Source organism: Nonomuraea sp. NPDC050556, from assembly GCF_044457355.1.
Classification (GTDB): Bacteria; Actinomycetota; Actinomycetes; order Streptosporangiales; family Streptosporangiaceae; genus Nonomuraea.
The window spans coordinates 822,896-846,293 of the sequence record NZ_JBITGU010000001.1 but is presented as its reverse complement, the minus strand read 5'-3'; the positions used below and the strand labels follow the sequence as shown (position 1 = coordinate 846,293).

At 75.1% G+C, this 23,398-nt stretch carries 6 protein-coding genes; all 6 read right to left on the bottom strand.

From position 1 onward, the window contains the following. Positions 1–83: 83 nt before the first annotated feature. The 6 genes from ACIBG8_RS04220 to ACIBG8_RS04195 are packed head-to-tail and all read right to left on the bottom strand — an operon-like array spanning position 84 to position 23,345. On the bottom strand, positions 84–476 hold the full coding sequence (locus tag ACIBG8_RS04220) for a nuclear transport factor 2 family protein (protein WP_397341037.1): 393 nt from the start codon (positions 474–476) through the stop codon (positions 84–86). 16 nt (positions 477–492) lie between these two features. Beyond that, positions 493–894, bottom strand: coding sequence for an ester cyclase (locus tag ACIBG8_RS04215; protein WP_397341036.1), 402 nt, complete (start codon positions 892–894; stop codon positions 493–495). A 10-nt stretch (positions 895–904) separates the two neighbouring features. Continuing rightward, complete coding sequence (locus ACIBG8_RS04210; RefSeq protein ID WP_397341034.1) at positions 905–1,681, bottom strand: SDR family NAD(P)-dependent oxidoreductase; 777 nt, start codon at positions 1,679–1,681, stop codon at positions 905–907. Continuing rightward, positions 1,678–7,620, bottom strand: a complete 5,943-nt coding sequence (locus ACIBG8_RS04205) for an SDR family NAD(P)-dependent oxidoreductase (RefSeq protein WP_397341033.1) — start codon at positions 7,618–7,620, stop codon at positions 1,678–1,680. The genes ACIBG8_RS04210 and ACIBG8_RS04205 overlap by 4 nt, the downstream gene beginning before the upstream one ends. Before the next feature lie 21 nt (positions 7,621–7,641). After that, a complete protein-coding gene (locus ACIBG8_RS04200; protein WP_397341032.1) occupies positions 7,642–15,849 on the bottom strand; it encodes an SDR family NAD(P)-dependent oxidoreductase in 8,208 nt (2,735 codons plus the stop codon). An 11-nt stretch (positions 15,850–15,860) separates the two neighbouring features. Further along, the gene (locus tag ACIBG8_RS04195) at positions 15,861–23,345 is read right to left on the bottom strand and encodes an SDR family NAD(P)-dependent oxidoreductase (RefSeq protein ID WP_397341030.1); all 7,485 of its coding nucleotides are present in this window, start codon (positions 23,343–23,345) and stop codon (positions 15,861–15,863) included. Positions 23,346–23,398 lie beyond the last annotated feature (53 nt).

The following is a 23,398-nucleotide window of genomic DNA, read 5'->3' as shown; positions in this document are numbered from 1 at the left end:
CATGAACCACTCCGGCGTACGAGAAATGAAATTTCGTGAAAAGACTAGGTATGCCGCAACCGAGCCGACACCCCTAGTGACCCCTACCGGGGATATCGGGGAACGGAGACACGTTTCCCGATCCGCCACCCCTCACCGGTGTGGCGGAGCTCGTCCAGGTAGTCGCCGTTGTGCACGCTGCCGTCCGGCAGAATCGCCAGGTAGCGGCTGCGCGCCCGCACCACCCCGTCGCCGTCGAGGAAGACGTGGGTGTCGAGGGTCTGGTGGTCGGGGGCCTCCGATCCGAGGCTGACCGCGAACTCCCCGATGGCGCGCAGACCGCGCACCACCCGGCCGGCCCCCTTGGTCAGCTCGAGCACCCCGTCCTCGGCGAAGACCCGGCCGAGCTCGTCGAGGTCCTTGTTGTCGAACGCGTGCGAGAAAAGGGCCAGCGTCCCCCGAATATCGGAAATATCCTCTCGCGAAAGGTCAGTCATATTATCCACCTTCATTTCATGAAATTTGCTGGAGAATGCCGAGACGGTCGGGAAGGACCTTGTATCGGATGATCTGGCCGTCGCGGAAGGTGATGGTGCTGATGCTGTTCCCGACGAAGTGCCGCCCGCTGGCCGGGGCGCCGAAGAGCGGCTGCCGCTGAATGCCCTCGATGCGCCAGAAGACCACCACCCGGTCGCCCTCGGCCACCAGGTCCGTGACCGTGGCCTTGACGTCCTCGACGGTGTCCCACACGCCCTGGACGTGGGCGACGAGGTCGGCCCTTCCCCCTGTCCCGTTGACGACGGCCTCGTCCACGAGGTCCTCGGCGGCGATCTCCTCCAGCACCTCGGGGCGCCGCAGGGTGATCACCTCCTCGTAGAGGCGTCTGGCGACGTTCTTGTTGATGTCCGTGCTCATGGAGATCTCCTTATCGAGGCTCGCCGCCGGGTACGGCGGGCGGCAGCAGCAGTCCGCTGTTGGCCGTCAGCCCCCCGTCGACGGGAACGGTGACACCGGTGACGTAGGAGGCGGCCGGCGAGGCGAGGAACCAGATGACCTCCGCCTGCTCGCGGGGATCGGCCCAGCGCCGTTGCGGGATACGTTCGGTCACCGCCGGTCCGAGCGTCGGGTGGGCGATCACGCCGGCGGTCAGGGCGGTGACCGTACCTCCCGGCGCGATGGCGTTGACCCGGATGTTCTCCACCGCGTAGTCGATCGCGGCGGCCCGCACCAGGTTGATGACGGCGGCCTTGGAGACGTTGTAGGCCCAGGTCCCCGGGTCGCCGTGCAGGCCGGAGACCGAGGACGTGACCACGATCGAGCCGCCGCCCGAGGCGCGCAGGGCGGGCAGCGCCGCGCGGATGCCGAGCACCACGCCGCGCACGTTGACCGAGAGGATCCGGTCGAAGCGCTCGACGGCGCCCGGTGACTCCAGCGGCCCCGCGCCGCCGATGCCCGCGTTGAGCACGACGGTGTCCAGCCGCCCGAACGTGCGCAGGGCCAGCGCGGCCAGTTCGGCGTTGGTCTCCTCCGCCGCCACGTCGCCGACGAGGGAGACGACGCCGTCGCGTTCGGCGAGGTCGTCCAGCCCGCGCTTGGCGACGTCCACGGCGACGACCTTGGCGCCGCGTTCCGCGAACAGCTCCACCGTGGCCCTGCCGATGCCGGAGGCGGCGCCGGTGACGGCGACGACCTGATCGGTCATGCGTGACTCCTTTCCGAGGGGGGAATCCGTGCGTCGATCCAGGCGCGTACCGCCGAGACCGTCGTGTCGGCGTGCTCTTCGAGCACGGTGAAGTGGTCGCCCGGCACGTCCGCGCTCTCGTGCGGCAGCGGCCAGAACGCCCGCCAGTCGTGCCGGCCGGTGGGGTCGACGACGGTTCTGGCCAGGGGCTTCGAGGCGCGGACGAGCAGCGTCGGCGCGGCGACCGGTTTGGGCTGCCAGCCCTCCAGCAGGCGGCCGTAGGCGCCCATGGTGGTCAGGCTCGCGTCGCTCCAGACCATCCGGTAGCGCTCGGTGCGCTCCAGCATTCCGGTGATCATGGCGGCCAGCCACCACTCGGCCATGCCGTCCAGCGACGCGCTGTCGACGGGGTAGGAGTCGATCAGGACCAGGCCCGACGCGGGGAGGCCGCGGCCCTCCAGCTCGGTCGCGACCGCGTGGGCGACGCAGCCGCCCATGGAGCGGCCGGTCACGACGTACGGGCGCGATCCGGCCAGCGGCTCGACGACGTCGGCGAGTGCCCGCACGTACGTCTCCAGGCTGTCGGGCAGCAGGTCGGCGGGGTCGTAGCCGGGCGAACGCAGCACGTGGACGTCCCGCTCCCCGGTCATGGCCTGGCCGAAGCGGGCGTACTCGTGCGGGCCCGAGATCGCGCTCACGGCGGGGAAGCAGATCAGCGCGGTCCCTTCGCCCGAGGCGAGCCGGATCGGCGCGGGTGTCCGGTCCGCGCGTTGTTCCGCGGTGAAGTTCGCGCGCAGGCGGGAGGTGACGCCGAGCAACTGGGCGGCGGCGTCGAACTCCTCCTTGTCGCACAGCCGCCGGTAGAGGGCGGCGAGCGGTCCCTGCCCGTCGGCGGGCGCCGCCTGGGCGGGCCGCCCCGAGGCGGCGAGCCGCTCCAGGAGGAACGCGGTGAGCGAGGCGGGCGTGGGGTGGTCGAAGGTGACGGTCGCGGGCAGCCGCAGGCCGCTGCGGGCGTCGAGCCTGTTGCGCAGTTCGACGGCGGTGAGGGAGTCCAGGCCCAGGTCGCCGAAGGGCTGATCGGGCGCGACGGCCGCGGCCGCGACGCCGAGCACTGCGGCGACGTGCCCGGTGATCGCCTCCAGTACGGCCGGGGCCCGCCTGTCCTCCGGCAGGGAGGCCAGGTCCGGTCCCGGGGCGGTGACGGTCTTGCGGGACGGCCGTACCAGAGAGCGCAGGATGGGGGGCGGGTCCTGGATCGCGGCCAGGTCGAGCGCGGCGGTGACCACGACGGGCGGTGCCGCGCCCAGCGCGGCGTCGAACAGGGCGAGCGCCTCCCGCGTGGGCAGGGCGCGCAGGCCACCGCGCGCCGCCCGCGCCCGGTCGAGGTCGGTGAGGTGGGCGGTGATCCCGCTCGGCTGTGCCCACAGGCCCCAGGCCAGCGAGGTCGCGGGCAGGCCCGCCGCCCTTCTGGTCTCGGCCAGCGCGTCGAGACAGGCGTTGGCCGCCGCGTAGGCGCCCTGTCCTGGCGCGCCGAGGAGGCCGGCGACGGAGGAGTACAGGACGAAGGCGGCCAGGTCGTGCTCCTTCGTCAGTTCGTGCAGGTTCAGGGCCCCTCGCACCTTGGGGCGCAGCACCGCCGCCACGCGCTCGGGGGTGAGCGAGGTCAGCACACCGTCGTCGACGAGGCCCGCGGCGTGCACGACGGCGGTCAGCGGGTGTTCTGGGGGGATCGCGGCGAGCACCCGCGCGAGTTCCCGGCGGTCGGCGACGTCGGCCGCCGCCACCGTGACGTGCGCTCCCGCCGCCGCGAGCTCCTCCCGGAGTACGGCGGCGCCCGCCGCCCGCTCGCCGCTCCTGCTCACCAGGAGCAGGTGGCGGACGCCGCGGGTGGCGACCAGGTGTTTGGCCAGCTCGCCCGCCAGCACCCCGGTGCCGCCGGTGAGCAGGACCGTGCCCCGGGGGTCCCAAGGCCGCTCGTCGAGGGGTTCGGCGGTCAGCCGGGCCAGACGCGGAGCGAGCACCCGGCCGTCGCGGATCGCCACCCGCGGTTCCCCCGAGCCGACCGCCGCGTGGACGGCCTCCATCTCCGCACCGTTCTCCACGTCCCCGTCCGCGCCGTCGGTCACGTCCACCAGGACGATGCGGTCGGGATGCTCGGCCTGTGCCGATCCGACCAGCCCCCACACCGCGGCCATGGCGGGGTCGGGTTCCGCCGTGGACACGGCGTTCGTGGTGACGACGGCCAGCCGTTCCCCGCCTTGGAGCCGCTCCCGCAGCTCGGCCAGCACCCAGGCCAGCCGTTCCTCGACGGGCCGCGGCGACGGCGGCACCACCAGCACCTGGAGCGCCTCGGCGGTGGAATCCGCGCCGGTCGCGACGGGCGCCCAGGTCACGTGGTAGAGCTCGGCCGAGCGCAGCCGGTCGGCCGAGATCAGGCGGGCGCGCAGCGAGTCGACGGTGAGGACCGGCGCGCCCGAGGTGTCCGCGGTGTACAGCGACAGCTCGTCCTCGCCGCGCAGATCCAGCCGCACCCGCAGGGTGTGGGCGCCGGAGGCGTGCAGCCGGACGCCGCGGTAGGCGAAGGGCAACCGGTTGTGGCCGGGCGGGCTGTCGCGCAGGCCGTCGTGCGCGGCGAGGTGCAGCGCGGCGTCCAGGAGCGCGGGATGCACGCCGAAGCGCGCGGCCTGCTCCCGCTGCGCCTCCGGCAGCTCGACCTCGGCGAACAGCACGTCGCCCGAGCGCCAGGCGGCCCGCAGCCCCTGGAAGGCGGGGCCGTAGGTCAGGCCCGCTGCCTCCAGCTCCGGATAGACGTCCTCGGTGCTCACGGGCGTGGCGCCGTCGGGCGGCCAGACCGCGAGCGGGGCGGGCGGCTCCTGCGTGTCCCCGGTCAGGGTCCCCGAGGCGTGCCGGACCCATGGCGCCGTCCCGGTGCGCGAGTGGACGGCGACGGAGCGGCGGCCGGAGTCCGCCGCGCCCACCGAGACCTGGAACTCCACCTCCCCGCGCTCGGGCACGACGAACGGCGCCTCCAGGACCAGCTCTTCGATCGCGCCCGTCCCTGCCTCATCACCGGCCCTCACGGCCAGTTCCACCAGTGCGGCCCCCGGCACGATCACGGTGCCCATGACGGCGTGGTCGGCCAGCCAGGGATGGGTGCGCAGCGACAGCCGTCCCGGCAGCAGGACCTGGTCGCCGTCGGCGGCCACCACGGGGGCGGCGGCCAGCGGGTGCCCATCCGCCGCGACGCCCGAGGCGGGGTCGAGCCAGTAGCGCCGGTGCCGGAAGGCGTAGGTCGGCAGGTCGACGCGGCGCGCGCCCGGCAGCACCGCGTCCCAGTCGACGGGGCTGCCGTGGACGTAGGCGTGGGCGAGCGCCCGCGCGGCCGACAGTTCCTCGGGCTGGTCGCGGCGGAGCACCGAGGCGACGGCGTGCGCGTCGGGCAGCGTCTCGGCCGCCAGGACCGACAGCACCGCGTCCGGGCCGAGCTCCAGGAAGCCGGTCACACCCGCGGCCTCCAGTACGGCCAGCGCGTCGGCGAAACGCACGGGCTCGCGCAGCTGCCTGACCCAGTAGCCCGGGTCGGCCAGGTCACCGTCCGCCACCACGCGGCCGGTGAGCGTGGACACCAGGGGGATCTTCGTCGCCGCGGCCCGCACACCTTCCAGGACCTCGCGGAAGCGGTCGAGCACGGGGTCCATCAGGGCCGAGTGGAACGCGTGGCTGACCCGCAGCCGCCGGGTGCGCGCGCCCCGCTCGTCGAAGGCCGCCACCAGCCGGTCGACCAGGTCTTCCTGCCCGGAGACGACCACCGAGCGCGGGCCGTTCACCGCCGCCAGGCCGATACCGGGCCCCTCGGGCAGCGCCGCGAGGACGTCCTGCTCTCCGGCCTCGATCGCGGCCATCGCGCCCCCGGGCGGCAGTTCGCCCATCAGCCTGCCCCGTGCCGCCACCACCTTCGCGGCGTCGGCCAGCGACCACAGGCCGGCGACGTGGGCGGCGGCGAACTCGCCGATCGAGTGGCCGGCGACGTGGTCGGGGCGCACTCCCCACGACTCCAGCAGGCGGGCCTGTGCCACCTGGAGGGCGAACAGCCCCGCCTGCGTGTAGGCGGTCTGGTGGAGCAGGCCGCCGGTGCCGAAGACGGCCTGCCGTACCGACGGGCCTTCGATGTGCCGGTCGAGCTCGGCGACGGCCTCGTCGAAGGCGGCGGCGAAGACGGGATGGCGTCCCCACAGCGCGCGGCCCATGCCCTCGCGCTGGCTGCCCTGCCCGGTGAACAACCAGGCCAGGGCGCGGCCGGGCCGTCCGCTGACCACGTGCGCCGAGGGCTCGCCCGCCGCCAGCGCGGCAAGACCCGCCGTCAGGCCGCCGGCGTCGGCGGCCACGACCGCCGCGCGGTGGTCCAGATGGGCGCGGGTACGGCCCAGCGACAGGCCGACGTCGGCCGCCGCGGTCGCGGGACGCTCGGCGAGGAAGGCGGCCAGCCGCCCGGCCTGGGCGTTCAGCGCCTCCGGTGAGCGGGCGCTCAGCGGCCACGCGACGACCCCGTCGTACGGCTCGGCGGTGTCCTGCTCCTCTTCGCCGGCCTGTTCGATGATCACGTGCGCGTTGGTGCCACTGACGCCGAACGACGAGACGCCCGCCCGGCGCGGGCCGTCCGTCTCCGGCCACGGGCGGGCCTCGGTCAGCAGCTCGACGGCTCCAGCCGACCAGTTCACGTGCGGGCTCGGCTCGTCCACGTGCAGGGTTCTGGGCAGCACGCCGTTCCTGATCGCCTGCACGACCTTGATCACCCCGCCGACTCCGGCGGCCGCCTGGGCGTGCCCGAGGTTGGACTTCAGCGAGCCCAGCCACAGCGGCCTGCCCTCGTCGCGGTCCTGGCCGTAGGTGGCGAGGATGGCCTGCGCCTCGATCGGGTCGCCCAGGGAGGTGCCCGTGCCGTGGGCATCCATCAGGTCGACGTCGGCACCGCGCAGCCGTGCCGCGGCCAGGGCCTGCGTGATCACCCGCTGCTGCGCCGGTCCGTTGGGCGCGGTCAGGCCGTTGGAGGCGCCGTCCTGGTTGACCGCGGTGCCGCGGACCACGGCCAGCACCTCGTGCCCGAGCCGCCGCGCGTCCGACAGGCGCTCCACCAGCAGGAACCCCACGCCCTCCGCCCACCCGGTGCCGTCGGCCGAGGCGGCGAACGCCTTGCACCGGCCGTCCACGGACAGCCCGCGCTGACGGGAGAACTCCACGAAGCCCACCGGCGTCGCCATCACGGCCACGCCGCCCGCCAGCGCGAGGTCGGACTCCCCCGAGCGCAGCGACTGGACCGCCAGGTGCAGCGCCACCAGAGACGAGGAGCAGGCGGTGTCCACGGTCACCGCCGGGCCCTCGAACCCGAAGGTGTAGGCGATCCTGCCCGAGGCGACGCTGCGCAGCGTACCCACGCCCAGGTGGCCCTCCAGCTCCTGCGGCGTTCCCGGGCCGACGCCGTAGTCGCCGCCGGCCAGCCCCGCGAACACCGCCGTGCGGCTGCCGCGCAGCGTGCCCGGGTCGATGCCGGCCCGTTCGAACGCCTCCCAGGCGACCTCCAGGAGCTGGCGCTGCTGCGGGTCGATGGCCAGGGCTTCGCGCGGCGAGATGCCGAAGAACTCCGCGTCGAAGCCCGCCGCGTCGTGCAGGAAGCCGCCGTGCCGGGTGTAGGAGGTGCCGCGGTGGTCGGGGTCGGGATGAAAGAGCCGTTCCAGGTCCCAACCGCGGTCGGCGGGGAACTCGCCGACCGCGTCCCGCCCGTCGCTCACCAGCCGCCAGAGGTCCTCGGGCGAGTTCACCTCCCCCGGGTACCGGCAGGCCATGCCCACGATCGCGACGGGTTCGCGGCGGGCGGCCTCCACCTCGTGCAGGCGGCCGCGCAGGGTCTGCACGTCGGCGATCGCACGCTTGAGATATTCACGCAGCTTGTCGTCATCTGCCATGGCAAGTGCTCCCCTGAGGCGTCACAGCGAGTCGTGGTCCAGGAGCCGGAAGAGCTCCTCGTCGGTGGCGGTGTCGAGGTCGACGCCCGGCAGGGCGCTCCCCCACTGGTCGAGCAGCCGCCGCATGCGGTCGAGCAGGCCCGGCTCGCCGGCTCCCGAGGAGAGCGCGGCCTCCAGGTAGTCGAGCGAGGCGAAGGCGGAGGGGAAGCGCACGGCCTCCACGGAGGCTGACAGCTCGTCCCTGAGGTAGCCCGCGACGGCGGCGGGTGTCGGGTAGTCGAAGATCAGCGTGGCGGGCAGGTCCAGGTCGGCGGCGGTGCCCAGCCGGTTGCGCAGGTCCACCGCGGTCAGCGAGTCGAGGCCCAGATCGCGGAAGGCCCTGTGGAGCTCGATGGCGTCCGGCTCCTCGTGGCCCAGGACGACGGCGGTCTCCACGCGGACGAGCTCGACCAGGGCCGCCTCGAGGTCGGCGCCCGACAGGGCGGCCAGCGAGCGGTCCGGCGCGGGCGGCTCGGGGGTGGGACTCTCGGCCCGTCCCTGGGCGGGGGTGGCGACGTCGAGCCAGTAGCGGCGGTGCTGGAAGGCGTAGGTCGGCAGCTCAGCCGGACGGGCGCCGGGGAAGCAGGGTGTCCAGTCCACCGGCACGCCTCTGACGTGCACCTCGGCCAGCGAGGTGAGGAAGCGGTCGAGCCCGCCCTCGTCCCTGCGCAGCGTGCCGGCGACGACGGCGCCCGCGAGCGTCTCCTGGATGCCGGAGGTGAGCACGGAGTGCGGGCTGATCTCGATGAACACCTGGTGGCCCGCCTCGGACAAGCCGCGTACCGCCTCGTCGAAGCGCACGGGCTCGCGCAGGTTGGCGTACCAGTAGTCGGCGTCCATCGGCGCGTCGCCGATCCAGCCGGCGGTCACGGTCGAGTACAGCGGGATGTCGCCGGCGCGCGGTTCGACCGGGGCCAGCGCGTCGAGCAGGCCTTCGCGGATGCGTTCGACGTGGGGCGAGTGCGAGGCGTAGTCCACCGGGATGAGCCGCGCGCGGGCGCCCTCGGCCTTGTGCCCGTCGACCAGCGCGGCCACGTCTTCGGGATCGCCGGAGATCACGACCTGGGCGGGGCCGTTGACCGCAGCGATCGCCACCCGGCCCTCCCGGACGGCCACCTGGCCGGGCGGCAGCGCGATCGAGGCCATGGCGCCGCTTCCGGCCAGGCCGGTGATGGCGCGGCTGCGCAGGGCCACGACCAGCGCGGCGTCCTCGATCGACAGCTTGCCCGCGACGCAGGCCGCGGCGATCTCCCCCTGGCTGTGGCCGACGACCGCGTCCGGGCGTACGCCGTAGGACTCCCAGAGCGCGGCCAGCGCGACCATCACCGCCCACAGCAGCGGCTGCACCACGTCGACCCGCTCGGGGTCGGGCGCGCCCGACAGCCCGCGCAGCGCACCGGAGGGCGACCATTCCACGTACGGCTCCAGCGCCCGCTCGCAGGCGGCGAACCGCTCGGCGAAGACCGGCGCCGACTCCAGCAGCTCCACGGCCATCCCCGCCCACTGCGAGCCCTGGCCCGGGAAGACGAAGACGACCTTGCCCTCGGCGTCCGCGACACCGCGCACCACGCGGCTGGACGAGCTTCCCGCGCTCAGTGCCTTCAGCGCGCGCTCGTGCCCGCCGCTCTCGCCGGGCAGGAGCACGGCGCGGTGCTCGTGCGCGGCACGGGTGACCGCCAGGGCGAGGCCCACGTCGCCGGCCGGGACGCCGGGGTGCTCGGCGACGAAGGCGGCCAGCCGTTCGCCCTGGCCGCGCAGCGCGCCGGGGCTACGAGCGCTCACCGGCCACGGGACGATCCCGCCGGACGGTTCCGCGGCGCCCGGCTCCTCTTCACGTACCTGTTCGATGATCGCGTGCGCGTTGGTGCCGCTGACGCCGAACGACGAGATCCCGGCCCGGCGCGGAGCGTCCGTCTCGGGCCACGGGCGCGCCTCGGTCAGCAGTTCCACGGCTCCGGCCGACCAGTCCACGTGCGGGCTGGGCTCGTCCACGTGCAGGGTCTTGGGCAGGACGCCGTGCCTGATGGCCTGCACCATCTTGATGACCGCCGCCGCCCCCGCCGCAGCCTGGGTGTGGCCGAGGTTGGACTTCAGCGAGCCCAGCCACAGCGGCCGGCCGTGCTCGCGGTCCTGGCCGTAGGTGGCGAGGATGGCCTGTGCCTCGATCGGGTCACCGAGCGTGGTGCCGGTCCCGTGTCCCTCGACCACGTCCACCTGGGAGGGTTCGAGGCCGGAGGCGGCCAGCGCCTGGCGGATCACGCGCTGCTGCGAGGGTCCGCTCGGCGCGGTCAGGCCGTTGGAGGCGCCGTCCTGGTTGACCGCGGTGCCGCGGACCACGGCCAGAACCTTGTGGCCGAGCCGCCGGGCGTCGGCGAGGCGTTCGACCAGGAGCAGGCCCACGCCCTCCGCCCACCCGGTGCCGTCGGCCGAGGCCGCGTACGCTTTGCACCGGCCGTCCGGCGCCAGGCCCCGCTGGCGGGAGAACTCCACGAACACCGCGGGCGTGGCCATGACCGCGACCCCGCCCGCGAGTGCCAGGTCGGACTCTCCGGTGCGCAGCGACTGCACGGCCAGGTGCAGCGCCACCAGAGACGAGGAGCAGGCGGTGTCCACGGTCACCGCCGGGCCCTCGAACCCGAAGGTGTAGGCGATGCGGCCCGAGGCGACGCTGCCCGCGTTGCCGTTGGCCAGGAATCCTTCCAGCGGCACGGGAGCCTCGCCCACCCGCGGCTGGTAGTCGTGGTACATCACCCCGGCGAACACGCCGGTCCTGCTGCCGCGCAGCCCCGCCGGGTCGATGCCCGCGTGCTCGAACGCCTCCCACGTGGCCTCCAGCAGCAGGCGCTGCTGGGGATCGGTGGCCAGCGCCTCACGCGGCGAGATGCCGAAGAACTCGGCGTCGAAGTCGGCCGCGTCGTGCAGGAAGCCGCCGTGCCGGGTGTAGGAGGTGCCGGGGCGGGCCGGGTCGGGGTCGAACAGCGTCTCGACGTCCCAGCCCCGGTCGCCGGGGAACTCCGAGACGGCGTCCCCGCCCTCGGCGACCAGCCGCCACAGGTCCTCCGGCGAGCGCACGCCGCCGGGGAGCCGGCAGGCCATGCCGACGATGGCGATCGCGTCGTCTGCCGCGGCCGGGGCGGGCGCCCTGACCGTTTCGGCCCGGCCGGTGTCGCCGTGCAGTTCGGCGCGCAGGTGGCCGGCCACCGCGTGCGGTGTCGGGTGGTCGAAGGTCAGCGTGGCGGGCAGCCTCAGGCCGGTGGCCTCGTTGAGCCGGTTGCGCAGTTCGAGGGCGGTGAGGGAGTCCAGCCCCAGGTCGGTGAAGGCGCGCCGTACCGGGATCTGCCCGGGGTCGGTGCCGAGCACCGCGGCGGCCTGGGCGCGCACGAGGGCCAGCAGGTCCTCCTCCACGCGCGCGGCCGGGCGCGGCGCCGCCGCACCGCCGGCCCGCCGCGCGGGCCTGCGCGCCGGACGGACCAGCTCGCGCAGCAGCGGCGAAACCCCGGCCCCATCCGGTACGGCCCGCACGTCGAGCGCGGCGGGCACCACCACCGGCAGGCCCGCGCCCAGGGCGGCGTCGAACAGCTCCAAACCGGCCCGCTCACCCAGCGGCTGGATGCCGGCCCGCGCGAGCCGGGCCTGGTCCTGCGCGCCGAGGCGGGCGGTGATGCCGCTGCCGCCCTCCCACAGGCCCCAGGCCAGCGACAGCGCGGGCAGCCCTGCCGCGTGCCGGTGCTCGGCCAGGCCGTCGAGGTAGGCGTTGGCCGCGGAGTAGCCGGCCTGCCCGGCGTTGCCCAGGACCCCGGCGACCGAGGAGAACAGCACGAACCAGGCCAGGTCCAGGTGCTGGGTGAGCTCGTGCAGGTGCCGGGCGCCCTCCGCCTTGGGGCGGAACACGGTCCGCAGCCGGTCGGCGGTGAGCGCGCTCAGCACGCCGTCGTCGGTGACGCCCGCCGTGTGCAGGACCGCCGTCAGGGGGTGCGCGGTGGGAAGGCCCTCGATCAGCTCCTTGAGGAAGGCGCGGTCGGCCACGTCTCCGGCCCGGATGTCGACGCGTTCGCCCCACTCCTCCCGCAACCGCGCGGCGCCGGGGGCCTGGTCGCCCCGGCGGCTCAGCAGGAGGACGCGGCGGGCGTTGTAGGTCGTGAGCAGGTGGCGGGCGAGCAGCGTGCCGAGCGTGCCGGTGCCGCCCGTGATCAGGATGGTGCCCTCGGGGTTCAGCGGGCGGGTGGCGCCCGATCCTGTCTTTGTGGTCAGGCGGGGTGTGAGGGTTCGCCCGGCGCGCACGGCTATCTGTTCTTCTCCGCCTGCCAGGGCGCGGGCCTCGTGTGCCGTCGCCTCGCCGTCGATCAGGACGATGCGGCCCGGGTGCTCGGCCTGTGCCGAGCGCACCAGCCCCCACACTGCGGCGGCGCTCGGGTCCACATCGTCTTCCGGTACGGCGGCGACGGCTTGGTGGGTGAGCACCACGAGGCGGGCGGTGCCGTCGAGTTCGGCGGTTAGCTCGGCCAGAACGTGACGGGCCGCCTCGTCCGGTTCGGAGCCGGGGGTGGCGGTGATCACCGTCAGCTCGCCGTCGTGGGCCGTGGCGGGGGTCTCGCGCCAGGCGACGCTGTACAGGCCTTCCGGGCGGGCGGCGGGCCGGGCCACGCGCAGGCGCAGGGCGTCGACGGTGAGGACCGGGGCGCCTTCGGTGTCGTACACCTCGACGCGCCACTCCTCCGGGCCGGTGGGCGTGAGCCTTACCCGGGCGGCGGTCGCGCCGGCGGCGTGCAGCCGGACGCCGCGCCAGGCGAACGGCAGGCGGTTGCCCTCCTCGGGCAGCGTCTCGTGCGCCGCCAGGTGCAGGGCGGCGTCCAGAAGCGCCGGGTGCAGGCCGAAGCGGGCCGCCTCCTCCCGCTCGTCCGGCGCCAGCGCCACCTCGGCCAGCAGGGACTCGCCGTGCCGCCAGCCCGCGCCGGTCCCCCGGAAGGCGGGGCCGTAGTGGAGTCCTGTGCGGGCCAGCGTGTCGTAGAGGTCCGCGACGTCCACCGCGACAGCACCGACCGGCGGCCAAAGCCCTGGCGAACCGGCCTCCTGGCCCTGCTCGGAGACCTCGGGGAGCAGGCGGCCGGTCGCGTGTCTGGTCCAGTGGGTGCCTTCTGCGGGCCGGGAGTGCACGGTGACGGCGCGTGCGCCGGTCCCGTCCGGGGGTTCGACGCCGACCCGCACGTAGGCGGCGCCGTCCAGCGTCATGGGGGTCTCGATGACCAGCTCGTCCACCACGGGGGCGCCCACCTCCTCGCCCGCCCTGACGGCGAGCTCGACGAAGGCGGTGCCCGGCACCAGGACCGTTCCGGCGATCACGTGGTCGGCCAGCCACGGGTGCGAGCGCGCCGACAGGCTGCCGGTCAGCAGGACGGCGTCCGTCTCCGTATGCTCGGCCAGGCCGCCGAGAAGCGGGTGATCCGGGGAGTCCAGACCCAGCCGGCGCGGATCGGCGTCCGCCGGGCGCCGGTCCAGCCAGTGGCGCCGCCGCTGGAACGCGTAGGTGGGCAGGTCGGCCCGCCGGGCTCCGGGGAAGAAGGCCGTCCAGTCCACGGGGCTGCCGTGGACGTGGGCGTGGGCGAGCGCGGTGACCACGCTCGTCTCCTCCGGGCGGTCCTTGCGCAGGGCGGGGGCCAGGAGCGGGGCCTCGATCGCGAGCGACTCGCGGGCCAGGGCGGTCAGGACGCCGTCGGGGCCCAGTTCGAGGTAGGTGGTGGCGCCCTGGCGTTCCAGCGTGGTCACGGCGTCGGCGAAGCGGACGGGGGCGCGTACCTGCCTGACCCAGTAGTCCGGGCCCGCCAGCTCGTCCGGGGTGGCGGCGCGGCCGGTGAGCGTCGAGATCAGCGGGATGCGCGGCGCGGAGAAGCCGACACCGGCCAGGACTTCGCGGTAGGCGTCCGCCATGGGCTCCATGCGAGCCGAGTGAAAGGCGTGGCTCACCGTCAGCCGCCGGGTACGCCTGCCGCGTGCGGCGAATTCTGCGGCCAGCGCCGCGGCCGGTCCCTCCTCGCCGGAGATCACCACGGACGCGGGGCCGTTGACCGCGGCCAGCGAGACGCCGGGCGGCAGGGTGATCTCCCGCTCGGCGGCCTCGATCGCGAACATCGCGCCGCCCGGCGGGAGCTCCTGCATCAACCGGCCGCGCGCCGCCACGACCGCCGCGGCGTCGGCCGCCGACCAGACCCCGGCCACGTGGGCCGCGGCCAGCTCGCCGATCGAGTGGCCGGCCACGAAGTCGGGCAGCACGCCCCAGGACTCGAACAGGCGAAACAGCGCCACCTGCAGCGCGAACAGCCCCGCCTGGGTGTAGACGGTCTGGTCGAGCAGCCCGAGGCCGCCGAACACCACCTCGCGCACCGGCGGCCCCGGCAGGTGCGCGTCGAGCGCGGCGCCGGTGGCGTCGAACGCCTCGGCGAACACCGGGAAGCGCGCGTGCAGCTCACGGCCCATGCCGGCGCGCTGGCTGCCCTGGCCGGTGAACAGGAAGGCCAGCCCGCCGCCGGCTCTGCCCCTGATCACCCGTGCGGAGGCTTCACCGGCGGCCAGGGACGACAGCCCGGCCACCAGGCCGTCCCGGGTGCCGGCGACCACGACGGCGCGCTCGTCCAGCCGCGCCCGGGTCGTGGCCAGGGAGAACCCGAGGTCGACCGGGCCGGGTGCCGCCTCGCCGGTGGCGAAGGCCGCCAGCCGCGCGGCCTGTGCGCGCAGGCCCGCCTCGGTCCGCCCCGACACCGCCCAGGGCACGACCCACCCCTCCCCCGGCTCGCCGGACACGTCGAGCAGGTCCGGCCCGGTCGGGGGTTGTTCGATGATGACGTGGGCGTTGGTTCCGCTGATGCCGAAGGAGGAGACGCCCGCCCGCCGGGTGCCGTCCGGCCACGGCCTGGCCTCGGTGAGCACCCTGACCGCGCCCGCGCTCCAGTCCACGTGCGTGGTGGGCGCGTCCACGTGCAGGGTCCTGGGCAGGACGCCGTGCCGGATCGCCTCGACCGCCTTGATCACCCCGGCGAGGCCCGCCGCCGCCTGCGTGTGGCCGATGTTCGACTTCACCGAACCCAGCCAGAGCGGACGTCCGTGCGGGCGGCCCTGACCGTAGGTGGCCAGCAGGGCGTGGGCCTCGATGGGGTCCCCCAGCGTCGTGCCGGTGCCGTGCGCCTCGACCAGGTCCACCTCGGCGGCCGACAGGCCCGCGGCGCTGAGCGCCTGGCGGATCACGCGGCGCTGGGCGGGGCCGTTCGGCGCGGTCAGGCCGTTGGACGCGCCGTCCTGGTTCACCGCGGAGCCCTTGACGACCGCGAGCACCTGGTGCCCGTTCCTGACCGCCTCCGACAGCCGCTCCAGCAGCAGGAATCCCCCGCCCTCCGCCCAGCCCGTGCCGTCGGCGGCGTCCGCGAACGCCTTGATCCGTCCGTCGGCGGCCAGCCCGCGCTGGCGGGAGAACTCCACGAACCCGAACGGAGAGGTCATGACGGTCACCCCGCCCGCCAGGGCCAGATCGCACTCGCCCGCGCGCAGCGACTGCGCCGCCAGGTGCAGGGCCACCAGCGAGGACGAGCACGCGGTGTCCACCGTCACCGCCGGGCCTTCGAACCCGAAGGTGTAGGCGACGCGGCCGGAGGCCACGCTCGCCGCGGTCCCGACGATCAGGAAGCCGTCCACGGCGGGCGGAACCTCGCCGGGCCCGGCAGCGTAGTCCTGCCCGTTCATCCCGGCGAAGACGCCGGTTCTGCTGCCCTTCAGCGTCGTGACGTCGATCCCGGCCCGCTCGAACGCCTCCCACGCGGTCTCCAGCAGCAGCCGGTGCTGCGGGTCCGTGGCCAGGGCCTCGCGCGCGGAGATGCCGAAGAACTCGGCGTCGAAGTCGGCCGCTCCCTCCAGGAAGCCGCCGTACGCGGTGGTGGAGGTGCCGCGGTGGTCGGGGTCGGGGTGGAAGAGCCGCTCCAGGTCCCATCCGCGGTCGCCGGGGAAGGGCGCGATGGCGTCGCGCTCGTCGGCGACCAGCCGCCAGAGGTCCTCGGGCGATCGGACCCCGCCGGGGAAGCGGCAGGACATCGCGACGACGGCGATCGGCTCGGTCCTGTCGTCGCGCACACGCTGGAGTTGGCGCTGCGTGTCCTGCAGTTCGCTGGTGACCCGCAGGAGCAGCTGCTTGATCTTGTCCTCGCTCATCGACTTCTCTTTCACGAAAGGCCAAGGGTGTTGTTGACGAAGGCGAGCAGCGCCTCGTCGTCGGCGGGGGGCGGGTCTGTCTCGGGGGCGGCCGGGCGCCAGCTGCGGGCCAGGCGCGACAGGCGGGCGGCGGCGGTGTCGCGTTCGGCTTCGGTGACGCTCTCGTCCGCGCCGGCCAGCAGGGTCTCCAGCGCCTCGATCCCGGCCAGGACGGCGTCGATGGTGACCGCTTCCGGCTCCGGGGTGAGCTCGCCGTACAGGTGATCGGCGAGTGCCGCGGGGGTGGGATGGTCGAAGACGGCCGACGGCGGCAGCCGCAGGCCCGTCGCGGCGGCCAGCCGGTTGCGCAGCCGTACAGCGCCGAGCGAGTCGAATCCCTGCTCCTTGAAGGCCCTGCCGGGCTCGACCGCCTCCGGCGAGCGATGTCCCAGCACCGCCGCGACCTCGGCGCGCACGAGGGTGAGCAGGGCGCGCCGGCGCTCGGTCTCCGTCAGCCCGGCCAGGCCGTCGAGCGGCCGGGCCGCCGCGGCCGCGGTGGCGGTGGCGGTGGCGGTGGCGGCGGGTAGCAGCTCACGCAGCAGCGGGCGCTCTCCGTCCATGGCCGCCCAGTCCGCGTCGGCGATCACGAGGTACGGCTCGCCGCGCTCCAGCGCCCCGCCCAGCGCGGCGAGCGCCCGGCCGGGCGGCATGGCGCGCAGCCCGTAACCGGCCAGCGTGCGTTCCGCCGCGGCACTCATGAGCCCGTCGCCCGCCCAGGTGCCCCAGGCCACCGAGGTGGCGGGCAGCCCGAGCGCCCTCCTGCGCACAGCGAGCGCGTCCAGATAGGCGTTGCCGGGCGCGTAGTTGCCCTGGCCCGGCACCCCGCACAGCCCGGCGACCGAGGAGAAGAGCACGAACGCCTTCAGCCCGAGGTCCTTCGTCAGCTCGTGCAGATGCTCGGCCCCACCGGCCTTGGCCCGCAGTGCCCGGTCGATCCGCTCCGGGGTCAGGTCGCCGATGAGGGCGTCGTCCAGGGCGGCGGCGGCGTGGACCACCGCGGTCAGCGGGTACTCGGCCGGCACCGACGCGATCACGTCGGCCAGCGCTTGCCGGTCGCCGGCGTCGGCCGCGGCGAAGGTCACCTTCGCACCCGCGGCCGCGAGCCTGGCCCGCAGCGTGGCGGCGCCGGGCGCGGCCTCACTGCTCCTGCTGACCAGCAGCAGGTGCCGGGTGCCGCGTCCGGCCAGCCAGGTGGCCACGTGCCCGCCGAGCGCGCCGGTGCCGCCGGTGATGAGCACGGTGCCGTCGCTCTCCCAGCGGTGGGTGCGCGCGGGCGGTTCCGCGCGGACCAGTCGCCGCGCGTGGAGCCCGCTCTCGCGGACGGCCAGTTCCCGCTCGTCGCCGCCGAGCGCGGCGGCCAGCCGCTCCCAGTGCCGCTCGTCAGGCTCGGCGGGCAGGTCGATGAGGCCGCCCCACCCGGCGGGGTTCTCGACGGCGGCGACCGCGCCGAACCCCCACGTGAGCGCCTGTGCGGGGACGGGCGGGCGGTCCCGCTCGCCGACGGAGACGGCCTCGCGGGTGACCAGCCACAGGGGTACGGCCCGGCCCGCGTCGTCCAGCGCCTGGGTCAGGGCGACGTTCGCGCCGTGGTCGGCCAGGAGGGACAGGACTCCGGTGAGCTCGCCCTGCCCGGCCAGGCAGGTGGCGAGGTCGGCGCGGGCGGCCTGCCGTACCGTGAGGGTGACGACCTCGGCGCCCCGCTCGCGCAACGCCCGTGCGGCGAGCTCGGCCCACGCTCCGTGCTCGGGCGCGACGAGCGCCCAGGTCCCCCGGAGCGGCGCGGCGCCCGGATCGCGCACCGGCCGCCAGACGAGCCGGTGCGTCCAGGTGTCGGCGCGGGAGGTGTCCAGCCAGTGCCGTTCGCGCTGGAAGGCGTAGGTGGGCAGGTCGGTCAGGCGGCCGTCGGTCGCGGCGCTCCAGTCGACATCCGTCCCGTTGACGTACAGGTGGGCCAGGGCGGTGAGGAAGGACTCCGCCTCGGGACGCTCGGGGTGGGCCGTGGCCGCGACGGTGCGCGGGGGCTCCTCGTCGAGGCAGCCGAGGACCAGGGCGCTCAGCACGGCGCTCGGGCCCAGTTCCAGGTAGTCGTCCACGCCCAGCTCGCGCAGGGTCGTCACGCCGTCCAGGAACCTGACGGGCCGGCGAATGTGCCGGGTCCAGTAGCCCGGGTCGCGCAGTTCCGCGGCGGTCGCCAGGCGGCCGGTCACGTTGGAGACCACGGGGACGCGCGGGTCGGCGAAGTCGAGCCCCTCGGCGACGCGGTGGAAGGCGTCGAGCACCTCGTCCATGTGCGGTGAGTGGAAGGCGTGGCTGACGGCCAGGCGCTTGGCCCGGCGGCCGGCGGCGCGCCACTGCCCGGCGAGGTCGTCCACGACCGCTGCTGCGCCGGAGACCACCACCGCGCGGGGGCCGTTGACCGCGGCGACGTCCACCTCGGCCAGGTGCGGGGCGATGAGGTCGCGTACCTCGCGCTCGTCTCCGTCGACGGCGAGCATCGCGCCGCGTGCCGTCACCGCGGCCATCAGCCGCCCGCGCGCGGCGACCAGCGCGCACGCGTCAGCCAGGGACAGCACACCGGCCAGGTGCGCGGCGGTCAGCTCGCCGACCGAGTGGCCGATGAGGTGGCTCGGCCGCAGCCCGAACGACTGCGCGAGGCGGAAGAGCGCGACCTCATGGGCGAAGATCGCGGGCTGGGCGTAGGCGGTGTCGTCCAGCAGCGCGGTGTGCGCGCCGCTCGTCACCTCGCGCAGGGGATGCGCGAGGTACGGGTCGAGGTGACCGGCTACCTCGGCGAGGGCGTCGGCGAACACCGGGAAGCGCTCGCTGAGCTCGCGGCCCATGCCGGGGCGCTGGCTGCCCTGCCCGGTGAACAGCACGGCCAGCCTGCCCGGCCGCCCGGCCCGGCCCTTGACCACCACGGGTGGAGCTTCCTGGCCGCTGACCACGGCTGGTGTCGCTTCCTGGTCGGAGGCGATCGTGTCCAGGCCAGCGAGCAGGGCTTCGCGGTGCTCGCCCAGGATGACGGCGCGGTGCCCCAGTGCGGCACGGCTCGTCGACAGCGTGTGGGCGACGTCGCCGATCCGCACCGACGGGTCGGCGGCCCGATCGCGAAGCCGTGCCGCCTGCTCAGCCAGCGCGTTCTCGCCGGCGGCGGTCACCACCCATGGGGTTGGGCCGTCGCTCCGCGCCTCGGGCTCCGTCTCCTCCGGCGCCTGTTCGAGGATCAGATGGGCGTTGGTGCCGCTGATGCCGAAGGAGGAGACGGCGGCCCGGCGCGGTCGCTCCACGGCCGGCCACGGTGTCGTCTCCGCCAGGAGTTCCACGGCGCCCGCCGCCCAGTCGACGTGCGGCGTGGGCCGGTCCAGGTGAAGCGTCCCCGGCAGCGTCGCCGCGCGCAGCGCCTGGACCATGGCGATGACGCCGGTGACCCCGGCGGCGGCCTGGGTGTGGCCCAGCTGCGACTTCGACGAGCCGAGCAGCACCGGCCGTGCCCGGTCCTGGCCGTAGGTGGCCAGCACCGCCTGCGCCTCGATCGGATCGCCGAGCGCGGTACCCGTCCCGTGCGCCTCGACGGCGTCCACGTCGGCCGGTGCCAGGCCCGCGTCGTCCAGCGCCCGCCTGATGACCCGCTCCTGCGAGGGGCCGTTCGGGGCGGTCAGCCCGTTGGAGGCGCCGTCCTGGTTGACGGCGCTGCCCCGGATGACGGCCAGCACCGGACGGCCCTCGCGCCGGGCGGCCGTCAGCGGCATGAGCAGCACCAGCCCGACCGCCTCCGACCAGGCCGTGCCGTCGGCCGAGGCGGCGAACGGCTTGCACCGCCCGTCCGGGGCCAGCCCGCCCTGGCGGCTGAACTCCGTGAACATCCCCGGTGCCGCCATCACCGTCGCGCCACCGGCGACGGCCCGCTCGCACTCCCCCAGCCGCAGCGACTGCACGGCCAGGTGCATGGCGACCAGCGAGGAGGAACAGGCGGTGTCCACCGTGATCGCCGGCCCTTCGAGGCCCAGCGTGTACGCCAGGCGCCCGGAGGCCACGCTCGCCAGGGTGCCGGTGAGCACGTGACCCTCGTACTCCGGCGGCGCCTCGTGCAGCGGCGGGCCGTACTCCTGCGGCATCACCCCCACGAACGTGCCGGTACGGCTGCCGCGCACGCCCGCCGGGTTGATCCCGGCCCGCTCGTGGAGCTCCCAGGCCGACTCCAGGAGCAGTCGCTGCTGCGGGTCCATGGCGGCGCACTCGCGAGGGCTCAGCCCGAAGAAGGCGGCGTCGAAGCGGTCGGCGTCGTACAGGAAGCCGCCTTCGCCGGTGACCGAGCCGCCCGGCCCGTCACCGGCGCGCAGGCGCTCCAGGTCCCAGCCCCGGTTGCCGGGGAAGGGGCCGATGGCGTCGCGGCCGGAGACCAGCAGATCCCACAGCTCTTCCGGGGTCCCGGCGCCGCCGGGCCAGCGGCCGCTCATGGCGACGATCGCGATGGGCTCCCCGGCCGCCGGAGCGGCCGTCTCCGCCCGGACGGCGGGCGCCTGCTCGTTCCTGGTGAGGAAGGCGGCCACGGCCGAGGGGGTCGGGTGGTCGTAGACGAGGGAGGCGGGCAGCGACCGGCCAGCGGCGGCGCTCAGCCGGTTGCGGAACTCCACCGCGCCGACCGAGTCCAGGCCGAGGTCGCCGAAGGTGCGGGTCTCGTCGACCGCGTCGCCGCTCGGGTGGCCAAGGACGATCGCGAGAGCGTCCTTGACGAGGTCGAGGGCGTCGAGCCCGGCCCCCGGAACGTCTCGCTGTACCTCCCAGACCTCTCGCCCGGCTTCCTGGGCGGGCCGCGCTGCCGGTATGTCCGCGGCCGCTCCGTGCGCGGCGTCGAGCCAGAGTCCGCGGCGCTGGAAGGCGTAGGTGGGCAGGTCCACGGGCCGAGCCTCGGGGGCGGTGGTGGCCGGCCAGTCCACCGCGCCGCCGGCCACGTGCAGGCCCGCGAGCGAGGTGAGGAAGCGCCGCAGGCCGCCCTGGTCACGGCGGAGCGTGCCGATGCCGAGCACACCGGCCGCGCTCTGCTCGATGCCTTCGGTGAGCAGAGGATGCGGGCTGGCCTCGACGAAGAAGCGATGGCCCGCGGCCGCCGCCGCGGCGACCGCCCGCTCCAGCTCGACGGTCTGGCGCAGGTTGCGGTACCAGTAGTCCGCGGTGAGCTCCGCCGGGTCGAGCAGGCCGCCGGTGACGGTGGAGTAGAAGGCGGTGCCGGTGGCGCGGGGACGTACGTCGGACAGCTCGTCGAGGACCCGCTGACGGAGCGGCTCGACCTGGGGCGAGTGGGAGGCGTAGTCGACGGGGATCTCGCGGACCCTGACGCCCTGCGCCCGGTAGGTGTCCAGGAGTTCCGACAGCGCGCCGGGCTCGCCGGAGACGACGGTGGCGGCGGGGCCGTTGACGGCGGCGACGGCGAGCCGGTCGGACCACGGGATGAGCCTCCTGCGGACGTCGCGGGCGGGCGCGGCGATGGCGGCCATCGCTCCGCCGCCGATCGTGGCGACGGCCCGGCTGCGCCGTACGACGATGGTGGCGGCGTCCTGGAGGGTCAGCGCGCCGGCGACGTGCGCGGCGGCGATCTCGCCCTGGGAGTGCCCGATAACCGCGTCGGGACGCACCCCGGCCGACTCCCACAGCCGCGCCAGCGACACCATGACCGCGAAGAGCGCGGGCTGGACCACGTCCACCCGCTCCAGCGACGGCGATCCGGTACGGCCGGCCAGCACGTCGAGCAGCGACCAGTCCAGCCGCAGCGCCTCGGCGCACGCCTCCAGCTGACCGGCGAACACCGGTGACTCACGCAGCAGCCCGGCGGCCATCCCCGGCCACTGCGAGCCCTGACCGGGGAAGACGAAGACAGTGCGCCCGCCAGGCCCGGCCGTGCCCCGGACGAGGCCCGCCGCCTGGCCGCCCCGGGCGAGCGCCCGGAGCGCGGCCCGCGCCTCCCCGGCCGCGCCGACGACCACGGCCCGGTGCTTGAACGCCGTCCGCGTGGTGGCCAGCGACAACGCCACGTCAGCGGCGTCGAGCCCGCCGCGCTCCACCGCCTCGTCCAGGCGCCCGGCCTGCTCGCCCAGCGCCCCCGGAGAGTCGGCCGACAGCACCCACGCCACAACTCCCGCGGCGTCCGCGGGACGCCGCTCCCGCCCGGCGGGGGGCGTCGGCGGTTCGGCCAGGATCACGTGGCAGTTGGCGCCGCCCATCCCGAACGAGCTGACCCCGGCCACGAGCGGGCGCTCCGGCGCCGGCCACGGCCCGAGCGCGGTCTGGACGCGCAGGTTGAGCCGGTCGAGCGGGATGCGCGGGTTGGGCGAGGCGAAGTTGAGGCTGGCGGGCACCTGGCGGTGTGCGATGCTCAGCACCGTCTTGAGCAGCCCGGCGATGCCGGCGGCCCCTTCCAGGTGCCCCACGTTCGTCTTGACGGACCCGACGGCCAGCGGCCCCGTCCCGCGCCGTTCGCCCAGCGCCTGTCCCAGCGCCTCGGCCTCGATGGGGTCGCCCACCTTGGTGCCGGTTCCGTGCAGTTCCACGTACTGCACAGCGGACGGCGGCACTCCCGCGCGCCGGGTGGCCAGCCGGATCACCTCGGCCTGCGCGGCCGCGCTGGGCACGGTGAGCCCGTCGGTCCTGCCGTCGTGGTTCAGGGCGCTGCCGAGGATCACCGCGAGGATCCTGTCGCCGTCGGCCACGGCCCGTTCCAGCGGTTTGAGCACGACCAGCCCGCCGCCCTCGCCCCGCACGTAGCCGTTGGCGCGGGAGTCGAAGGTGAAGCAGCGTCCGTCCGGCGAGAGCCCGCCGAAGCGCTCGGCCTGCGCGGTCGCACCCGGAGCCAGGTTGAGGTTGACCCCGCCGGCCAGGGCCAGGTCCGCCTCCCCGCGCCGCAGGCTCTCGACGGCCAGGTGCACCGACACCAGCGAGGAGGACTGGGCGGAGTCGACGCTCAGGCTCGGCCCGGTCAGGCCCAGGACGTAGGAGACGCGGTTGGCGATGAGGCCGCGGTTGAGGCCGGGCATGGTGTGCCTGCTCAGCGCCTCGGGACCCGCCTGGGCGGTGAGGGTGGCGTAGTCGGAGGCGATCGCGCCGACGAAGACGCCCGTTGCCGTCCCGGACAGGGCGGCCGGCACGATCCTGGCGTGTTCGAGCGCTTCCCAGGCCAGTTCGAGCACGAGCCGTTGCTGCGGGTCCATCGCCACCGCCTCGCGGGGCGAGATGCCGAAGAACTCGGGGTCGAACCGGTCGACGTCCGCCACGAACCCGCCGGACCCCTCGATCCCGGCCCAGCGCCCGGGAGGCGGATCGGTGATCGCGGACCCGCCGGTACGCAGCAACTCCCACAGCGCGGCCGGGTCGCCGGCGGCGGGCAGCCGGCAGGATATTCCGATGACGGCTACCGCGCCGGCCGGACTGGAACAATCCTGCTCATGCGAATTGCCGCGACCCATCTTCGCTCCCTATCGTGGACCGGCGAGAAAGCTGGATCAAGCATCGCCAGTCC

Bases quoted from the DNA above. Each gene is read 5' to 3' on its own strand.
- ACIBG8_RS04220 (WP_397341037.1), bottom strand. From the start codon at position 476: ATGACTGACCTTTCGCGAGAGGATATTTCCGATATTCGGGGGACGCTG.
- ACIBG8_RS04215 (WP_397341036.1), bottom strand. From the start codon at position 894: ATGAGCACGGACATCAACAAGAACGTCGCCAGACGCCTCTACGAGGAG.
- ACIBG8_RS04210 (WP_397341034.1), bottom strand. From the start codon at position 1,681: ATGACCGATCAGGTCGTCGCCGTCACCGGCGCCGCCTCCGGCATCGGC.
- ACIBG8_RS04205 (WP_397341033.1), bottom strand. From the start codon at position 7,620: ATGGCAGATGACGACAAGCTGCGTGAATATCTCAAGCGTGCGATCGCC.
- ACIBG8_RS04200 (WP_397341032.1), bottom strand. From the start codon at position 15,849: ATGAGCGAGGACAAGATCAAGCAGCTGCTCCTGCGGGTCACCAGCGAA.
- ACIBG8_RS04195 (WP_397341030.1), bottom strand. From the start codon at position 23,345: ATGGGTCGCGGCAATTCGCATGAGCAGGATTGTTCCAGTCCGGCCGGC.